Origin of the sequence: Mesorhizobium sp. M1A.F.Ca.IN.020.06.1.1, from assembly GCF_004023265.1 — a bacterium.
Classification (GTDB): Bacteria; Pseudomonadota; Alphaproteobacteria; order Rhizobiales; family Rhizobiaceae; genus Mesorhizobium.
On sequence record NZ_RZSR01001586.1, the window covers coordinates 1 to 715 of the forward strand.

1 pseudogene and 1 other annotated feature are annotated in these 715 nt (G+C 61.4%); the pseudogene reads left to right on the top strand.

Going from position 1 to position 715, the window contains the following annotated elements:
• Window positions 1-435: 435 nt before the first annotated feature.
• A pseudogene (locus EOA60_RS35705) lies at window positions 436-715 on the top strand (IS3 family transposase); the annotation flags it as partial.
• Window positions 546-618 (top strand) — a sequence feature (AL1L pseudoknot). Its footprint overlaps the pseudogene before it by 73 nt.

Genomic DNA, 715 nt, shown 5'->3' on the forward strand with positions numbered 1-715 from the left:
CCTTTAGGTACTTCATAAATCCTTAGCCTCCGTGACCTGAGCCACTGCCTCTGGTTTTGCTTCCCAGCGATTCAACCAGGATGGGAAGCCTGAAGGGACCAGTGACGTTTGCTCAAACTTCAGTTCGCGACCCTGCTCGGGCCAAAGTACATCCCTTGTTAGGAGTCAACAGCCTCTGCCGACAAGCGTGACGCTACGACGAAACAGAGGAACGGATTCGGCTTCGACAGCTTCAGTTCAGGGCGACGACCGCTTCGACCTCGACCCGCAAGACCTTCGGAAGGGCTGCCACTTGGTACGTCGCCCGGGCAGGACAAGGAGCCGACCATAGACTTCGTTGACGGGTTGACGGCTGCGAACTCCGAAAGATCGGTCACCAGCACGGTGAACCGCGCCGGGTTGATCGGAGGCTCCAACTCCTGAGAAGGTGGAGCCATGACAAGCAAGACGACCAACAAGTTCTCTCCGGAGGTCCGTGCCCGTGCGGTGCGGCTGGTTCTGGATCACGAAGGCGAGCACGCCTCGCGCTGGGCGGCGGTCTCGTCGATCGCGTTCATCGACGATCACCGCGAGGCGCATGGGGTCGAGCCGATCTGCAAGGTGCTGCCGATCGCCCCGTCGACCTACCACGACCATGTCGCCAAGCGCGTCGATCCCTCCCGGCTGTCGGCTCGGGCAAGACGGGATGCAGCCTTGAAGGGCGAGGTCCAGCGTG